6 protein-coding genes are annotated in these 7,293 nt (G+C 67.4%); 1 reads left to right on the top strand and 5 read right to left on the bottom strand.

Going from position 1 to position 7,293, the window contains the following annotated elements:
• Nucleotides 1–39: 39 nt before the first annotated feature.
• From ABZV06_RS02715 to ABZV06_RS02695, 5 genes are all read right to left on the bottom strand, one after another.
• Complete coding sequence (locus ABZV06_RS02715; RefSeq protein WP_355246489.1) at nt 40–1,698, bottom strand: glycoside hydrolase family 13 protein; 1,659 nt, start codon at nt 1,696–1,698, stop codon at nt 40–42.
• 98 nt (nt 1,699–1,796) lie between these two features.
• Entirely contained in the window at nt 1,797–2,684 is an 888-nt protein-coding gene (locus tag ABZV06_RS02710; RefSeq protein WP_355246492.1) for a carbohydrate ABC transporter permease, read from the bottom strand.
• An 11-nt stretch (nt 2,685–2,695) separates the two neighbouring features.
• Nucleotides 2,696–3,652, bottom strand: coding sequence for a sugar ABC transporter permease (locus ABZV06_RS02705; RefSeq protein WP_355617983.1), 957 nt, complete (start codon nt 3,650–3,652; stop codon nt 2,696–2,698).
• 82 nt (nt 3,653–3,734) lie between these two features.
• Nucleotides 3,735–5,114, bottom strand: a complete 1,380-nt coding sequence (locus ABZV06_RS02700; protein WP_355617980.1) for an extracellular solute-binding protein — start codon at nt 5,112–5,114, stop codon at nt 3,735–3,737.
• Nucleotides 5,115–5,407: 293 nt separating this feature from the next.
• Nucleotides 5,408–6,412: a LacI family DNA-binding transcriptional regulator gene (locus tag ABZV06_RS02695; protein ID WP_355246500.1), complete on the bottom strand. Its 1,005-nt coding sequence runs from the start codon at nt 6,410–6,412 to the stop codon at nt 5,408–5,410.
• Between the two features lie 651 nt (nt 6,413–7,063).
• Here ABZV06_RS02695 and ABZV06_RS02690 point away from each other — a divergent pair.
• On the top strand, nt 7,064–7,279 hold the full coding sequence (locus ABZV06_RS02690) for a hypothetical protein (protein WP_354853544.1): 216 nt from the start codon (nt 7,064–7,066) through the stop codon (nt 7,277–7,279).
• Nucleotides 7,280–7,293: the final 14 nt, after the last annotated feature.

The raw sequence follows: 7,293 nt of genomic DNA, 5'->3' as shown, positions 1-7,293 counted from the left end.
GGCGGTCGGGACGGGACCGCCGGCACCACGTCGACCGGGTCAGGTCAGGGCGGCGTCCGCGCGCGGTCCGTCCACCTCTTCGGGGGTACGCAGCCAGACGGCGGTGTCCGACGGCAGCAGCCCGTCGTCGAGTGGGCCGCTGGCCAGCAGCAACTCGCCCTCGGCGGGCAACGGCACCGCTGCGTCGGTGAGGTTGACCAGGCAGCGGAAGCCACCGCCGCGGCTGAACGCCAGCACGCCGTCCGGGGCGGGCAGCCAGGTCAGCTCGCCGTCGCCGAGCGCTGCCTCGGCCCGCCGGATGTGGATCGCGTCCCGGTACAGCTCCAGCATCGAGGCCGCGTCGCCGGTCTGCGCCAGCGCCGTCCGGTCCTTCCAGTCGGCGGGCTGGGGCAGCCAGGGCGCTGCCGAGCCTTCGGGACTGAACCCGAACGGCGGCTCGTCACCGGCCCAGGGCAGCGGCACCCGGCAGCCGTCGCGACCGGGGTCGACGCGGCCGGAGCGTTCCCACATCGGGTCCTGCCGCAGCGCGTACGGGATGTCCTCGACCTCCCAGAGGCCCAGCTCCTCGCCCTGGTAGACGTAGGCAGCGCCGGGCAGCGACAGCGACAACAGCGCGGCGGCCCGCGCCCGGCGGGTGCCCAGCTCCAGATCGGTCGGTATCCCCTCGCGCTTGGCGGCGAAGCTGAACGTGGTGTCCGCCCGGCCGTAGCGGGTCACGTGCCGGGTCACGTCGTGGTTGGAGAGCACCCAGGTGGCCGGCGCACCGACCGGCGCGTGCGCGCTCAGCGTGCCGTCGATGCTCTCCCGCAGCGCCGACGCGTCCCAGGCGCAGCCGAGGAAGTCGAAGTTGAACGCGGCGTGCAGCTCGTCGGGGCGCAGGTAGTTGGCGAACCGTTGCCGGTCCGGCAGCCACACCTCGCCGATCAGCGCGCGATCGGCGTAGGAGTCGGCGACGCGACGCCAGCCCCGGTAGATGTCGTGCACACCGTCGAGGTCGTGGAACGGGTGCGGCCGGTCGGGCTCGACCTCCGGCAGCGTCCCGTCCTTCACCAGCAGACCGGCGGAGTCGATCCGGATGCCGTCCACGCCCCGGTCGAACCAGAACCGCAGGATGTCCTCGAATTCGGCCCGCACCCGGGGGTGGTCCCAGTTGAAGTCCGGCTGCTGGGGCGCGAAGAGATGCAGGTACCAGTCGCCGGGCGTGCCGTCCGGGTTGGTGGTGCGGGTCCAGGTCTCGCCACCGAACTCGCCGACCCAGTCGGTGGGTCGCTGGTCGCCGTTCGGGCCCCGCCCCGGACGGAACCAGAACAGGTCCCGCTCGGGCGCCCCCGGGCCGCCGGCCAGCGCGGCCTGGAACCACGGGTGTGCGTCGGAGCAATGGTTGGGCACCACGTCGACGATCGTGCGGATACCCAGGTCGTGCGCCTCGGCGATCAACGCCTCGACCTCGGCGAGCGTGCCGAAGACCGGATCGATGTCGCGGTAGTCGGACACGTCGTACCCGGCGTCGGCCATGGGCGACGGATACCAGGGACTGAACCAGATCGCGTCGATGCCAAGCGCGGACAGGTGGTTCAGGCGGGACCGGATACCTGCGATGTCACCGATGCCGTCACCGTTACCGTCGGCGAAGCTTCGTGGGTACACCTGGTAGATAACCGCTCCACGCCACCACGGACTGCTGTCTGCTGTGGACACGAGCACCTGCTTTCTGCGTCAGTACGTCGCCGGGTACGCCGGTGGCGAATGTGTGTCGGACGAACGACCGTTGTTCGCTCCGCTGTCTGCGGGGATGGCTATCCCTTGATGCTTCCGGCGGTCAGGCCAGACATGATGTTCCGCTGGAAGATCAGAAAGACGATAACGGTCGGGATGGCGGCGATGACCGACGCGGCGATCACGACGTTCATGGGCGTACCGCCGGCGAAGGAGTAGATGCCGACACTGACCGTCCGGGTCTCCGGTGAGGGCATGACCAGCTTCGGCCAGAGGAAGTCCTTCCAGACCGCCGTCATGGCCAGAATCGCGACGACTCCGAGAATCGGGCGCGACATCGGCAGGATGATCGACCAGAGCGTACGCAGCGACGTCGCGCCGTCCACCAGAGCCGCCGCCATCAACTCCTCGGGGATCGAGTCGAAGAATCGCTTCAGCAGAAAGATGTTGAACGCGTTTGCCACCAGTGGCAGCCAGATGGCGAACGGCGAGTCGAGCAGATTGATGTGCAGGATCGGAAGGTCGATCACTGTCACGTACTGGGGGACGATGAGCACCATGGCCGGGATCATCAGCGTGGCGAGCATCAGCCCGAGGATCACGTTGCCGAAGATCGGTCGCAGTTTCGACAACGAGTACGCGGCGGCCGCGTCGAGGACGAGCTGGAACAACACCGCGCCGATCGCGTAGTAGAACGTGTTGAACAGCAGCTTGGCGAGTTCGAGATTGTTCCAGGCATCGATGTAGTTCTGCGGCTTCGGATCCTTCGGAAACAGCGTGGGCGGGGTCTGCGCGATCTCCTGGCCCGACTTGAGCGCGCCGGTGACCATCCAGTAGAGCGGCCCGAGGAAGACGAGCGTGAACGCCGTCACGACGACGACCAGGAGCGTCCAGTAGATGATCCGCCCGCGCCCCCGGCTGATCTGGGCATGGGAGATGAGGGTCCGGGTTCCGGAATCCTGTGCCATTGGGCGCCGTCCTAGTCCTGTTTCGCAGTCAGCCGCACGTACACGGCGGAGAAGCCGGCCAGCACCACGAGCATGAGCACGCCCAGTGCGGCAGCTCCGTTGAGGTCGTTCTGGAAGAACCCGTGCTGGTAGATGAGGTACGCCACGGTGGTCGCGGAATCCTCCGCGCCCGCACCGTTGGCGAGGATCAGTGGCTCGATGAAGAGCTGCATGGTGGCGACGATCTGGATCATCGCCAGGAGCGCGAGGATGAGCCGGGTCTGCGGGATCGTCACGTGGCGGATGCGCTTGAAGATCCCGGCGCCGTCGAGTTCGGCAGCCTCGTACAGCTCGCCGGGGATGTTCTGTAGCGAGGCCAGGTAGATCAGGACCGCGCCACCCATGTTCATCCAGGTGGACGCGATCACCATGGCCGGCATCGTCATCTGCGGCGACTGCATCCACTGCGACGTCGGCAGGTGCAGCGCCTTGAGGATCGCGTTGAACAGCCCCGCCTCGCTGGGGTCGTACGCGTAGAACTTGAAGAGGTAGAGAGCCGAGGCCGGCGGCAGCATCACCGGCAGGTAGACCAGGATTCGCAGGTAGCCCTTGGCGTGTCGGAACTCGTTGAGCAGGATCGCCACGAAGAACGGCACCGCGTACCCGAGCACGAGCGCGAGCAGCGTGAAGTAGAACGTGTTCTTCCACGCGGGCCAGAAGCTGGGGTCGGCGATGAGACGGGAGTAGTTGTCCCAGCCCACCCAGGTCGTCTCGCCGCGCCTGGTCCGCTGGAAGCTCATGACGACGCCGCGGACCATCGGATACCAGGAGAAGACCACGAAGCAGAGCACGGCGCCGATCAGGAAGGCGTGCCCGGTGAGATTGTCCCGTACCTTACGGCCGAGGCTCGTACGCTTCGGCGCTACCGCGTACGACGGCATCGGGCGACCCGGCTTCCCGGGGGCCTGGGGGGCGGCGGTGATCGCCACGACACACTCCTGCGCAGGTCGGTGAGGCGGACGGTGCGGCGCGGGGTGTGGGGGCCGGTGCGACGGCCCCCACACCTGCGGATCAGCTCTCCGCGGCCAGGAGCTGGTTGACCTTCTCTTCGGCCGTCTTGAGCAGCGCGTCGATGTTCGCGTTCGGGTTCGTCAGCACCCCGGACATCGCGGCGTCGAGCACCGCGTAGACCGCCTGGGCGTTGCGCGGCTCACCCTTGATCGGCACCGGGGTCGCCTCGAAGAGCGCGAAGTTGGTGGTGTCGACGTTGGCGTTGGCCTTGCGCAGTTCGAGTTCCTGCTTCTGGACCTCACTGCCGTTGGCGAACAGCAGCGGCTGCGGCAGACCCACCGGGTAGTTCTGCGGCTTGGCCCGCACGTAGTCGAACTGGCCCTTGCCCGGGGTCAGCTTCTGGTAGGCGATCCACTTCAGACCGGCCTTGACCTGCTCGGGAGAGAGGCCCTTCTTGAAGAAGTAACCCTCGCCGCCGCCGAGCGTGCCCTTCGCCGGACCGTCCTGGCCGGGCAGCGGGCTCATCGCCCAGTCCTGGAACTTGCCCTGGAACTGGCTGACGATCGCCTGGGTGGCGTCCGGTGCGCCGATGAACATGCCGACCTTGCCCGCGCCGGCGTTGGTGAGCAGGTCACCCCACTGGAGCAGCTGGCGGGAGCCCATGCTGTTGTCGCCGTACCGCATGTCCTTGATGTTCTGCAGGACCTGCTTGCCCATCGGGTTGTTGAAGTCGGCCTTCTTGCCGTCGGCCGTGAGCACCTGACCGCCCTGCGAGTAGAGCAGCGAGGTGAAGTGCCAGCCACCGGTGTTGCCGGCGCTGTACTCCGAGTAACCGGCGATGCCGTTGCCGAGGCCGGAGATCTTCTTGGCGGCGGTCCGGACCTCGCCCCAGGTCTTGGGCGGGCTGTTGACGTCCAGCCCGGCCTTCTGGAACAGGACCTTGTTGTAGACGAGGCCCATCGAGTAGTTCTTCACCGGTACGGCGTAGAGCTTGCCGCCGTCGGTGAAGACCTCCTTGAGCGCCGGGTCGACGCTGTCCCAGGTGGAGATCGTGTCCTTGTTGACGTACTGGGAGATGTCCATCGCCTGACCGGAGTCGAGCACCTGTTGCAGATCCGTCATGTAGCCGTAGAACACGTCGGTCACGGTGCCGCCGGCCAGGCGGGCGGTGAAGTCCGGCGGGTTGTTGCACTGCTCGCCGACGCTCACGCTCTTGATGGTGATGTCCGGGTTCTGCTTCTGGAACTCGGCGACATCGTCGTTCCAGTTCTTCAGCAGCTCTTTCTGGGCGCCGACCGGCTGGCAGTCCACGGTGATGGTGACCTTGCCGCCGGCGGACGTGTCCTTGTCGTCACTCTTCGTGGAGCATGCCGTGAGGCTGAGCCCCAGGCCGGCCACGAGCGCCAGCGTCGCAGCCCTTCGGTATTGCGGTACGGACATCTGTCCATCCCTTCGGGAACGGGTGTCTCCATGAGATGCGCTGATCTGCGGTGATGCGACCTGACGCCCTGTAGCTGCGCCGGAGCCAGGTGTGAGTGGAGTCACTGTAACGAGGGCGACTCATTTCAGCAAGGTGTCGACCGTGTTCTGAAAAGACTCGACAGCCTGACGGCAGGGGACGACAGAACTAGGGATTGGGTGCCGTATGTCCGGAATTGAGCACCAAAAAGGCCGCCGACCGCGAGAGCGGTCGACGGCCTCGAAGGCGGTCGATCAGTACGTCGGGAGCACGGTCAGCGGCCGGGCGCGGGCGCGGTGGAGCCGCGGACCACCAGTTCGGGCTCGAACAGCAGCTCGTCCTGGAGGACGCCGGCACCCTCGATCTGGGTCACCAGCAGGTCCACCGCAGCCTGTCCCATCGTCTCGATCGGCTGCCGAACGGTGGTCAGCGGCGGATCGGTACAGGTCATGAACGCGGAGTCGTCGAAGCCCACCACCGAGATGTCCGTCGGCACCGCGCGACCCAGGCGCCGGGCGGCCCGGATCGTGCCCAGGGCCAGGACATCGCTGGCGCAGATGATGCCGGTGACGCCGCGCTCGACCAGTTTGGTCGCGGCGACCCGCGCGCCCTCCATCGAGAAACTGGACCGCTCGACGCACTCCCGCTCGGCGTCACCCCAGTCCGCGGCCTGGACCATCGCGTCCAGCTTGCGGCGGGACGGCACGTGCCCCTCCGGGCCGAGCACCATCCCGATCCGCTCGTGGCCGAGGGAGCGCAGGTGTCCGTACGCCTGCTCCACCGCCACCGCGTCGTCGGTCGACACCCGGGGAAAGCCCAACTCGTCCACACCGGCGTTGACCAGCACCACCGGAAGGCCCCGATCGGTCAGCCGCCGGTAGTGGTCGTGCCGGGCGTCGGCAAGCGCGTACGAGCCGCCGGCGAAGATCACGCCGGACACCTGGTGGTCGAGGAGCATCTCCACGTAGTCCATCTCGGACACGCCGCCGATGGTGCGGGCGCAGAGCGCCGGCGTGTAGCCGCGCTGGGCGAGGGTCCCGGTGACCACCTCGGCGAGCGCCGGGAAGATCGGGTTCTGCAACTCGGGCAGCACCAGCCCGACCAGCCGGGCACGCTCCCCGCGCAGCTTGGTCGGCCGCTCGTAGCCGAGCACGTCCAGCGCGGTCAGCACGGCTGTGCGGGTCGCCTCGGAGACGCCGTCCCGACCGTTGAGCACCCGGCTGACGGTGGCCTCGCTGACGCCCGCCTTCTTGGCAACTTCAGTCAACCGCTTGGTCACGGCCGCAATCGTACGTCACGCGATTGAAAGAAATGAACCGCGATTGAGGCAAAATTTGCGATCCCACTGTCGCACTCTGCTCGCCAATCGACAGTCAGGCCCTGTGTCACGTCGTCAGGCGCGGACTGGGTCGTCGTGAACGCCCAACCGTCGGTCCGACCCGGCGCTGGACGCGCAGCCCGGCTCTTCGGACAAACAGCTCGCGCTTGGCCCTCGCCAGCCCCTCCGCGTCGAGCACGTAACCCGCAATCCAGAGCCAGCCGGTGTACGGGGCAACCTCGCCAACTGACACCAACCGCAGCAGGAGAGCCCGCTCACCCGTGAATTGCACCGAACACGCTGCCCCGACCAGTACGACGTCTCCGGGGCGAGGTCCCGGCGTCGTCACTGCTCCTCACCCGGCCAGTGCCCGCGACTGATCGGGACGCGATGCCTGACACGGCACGGCAACTCGCCACCACACCCGCAGACGTTCCGCCACCTAGCCCAGGACCACACCGGCTCGTGGCGGCGAGCCAGGGTCAGCGCAACCGCCGTCAGGTAGTCGGCGTACGTAACGCGTCGGCTCATACGTCTACAGTCGCCGCCCCGGACGAATTAGTCAACTGGCAATAGCCAAAAGGAAAGGGCAGGTCGTCTTACGTTCGGGCCATGGACCGAGGGCCGGGTCAGCTCATGGGGCCGTACGAGATCGCCGAACGCCTGGGCGTCTCGCGCCAGCGATTCCAGCAGCTTGCCCGGTACCCCACCTTCCCGAAGCCGTATCAGGAGCTACGGGGGACGAAGGTCTGGTTGGCCGAGGATGTCGAGGCTTGGATCAAGAAGTACCGCCAACCTCGCCCGACGGAGGACGACACCCCGGGCTGATTGGGTCGACCGGC

Source organism: Micromonospora sp. NPDC005172 (assembly GCF_040608555.1).
Taxonomy (GTDB): domain Bacteria; phylum Actinomycetota; class Actinomycetes; order Mycobacteriales; family Micromonosporaceae; genus Micromonospora.
The sequence above is the reverse complement of the archived record's forward strand: the minus strand, read 5'-3'. Positions and strand labels throughout refer to the sequence as shown.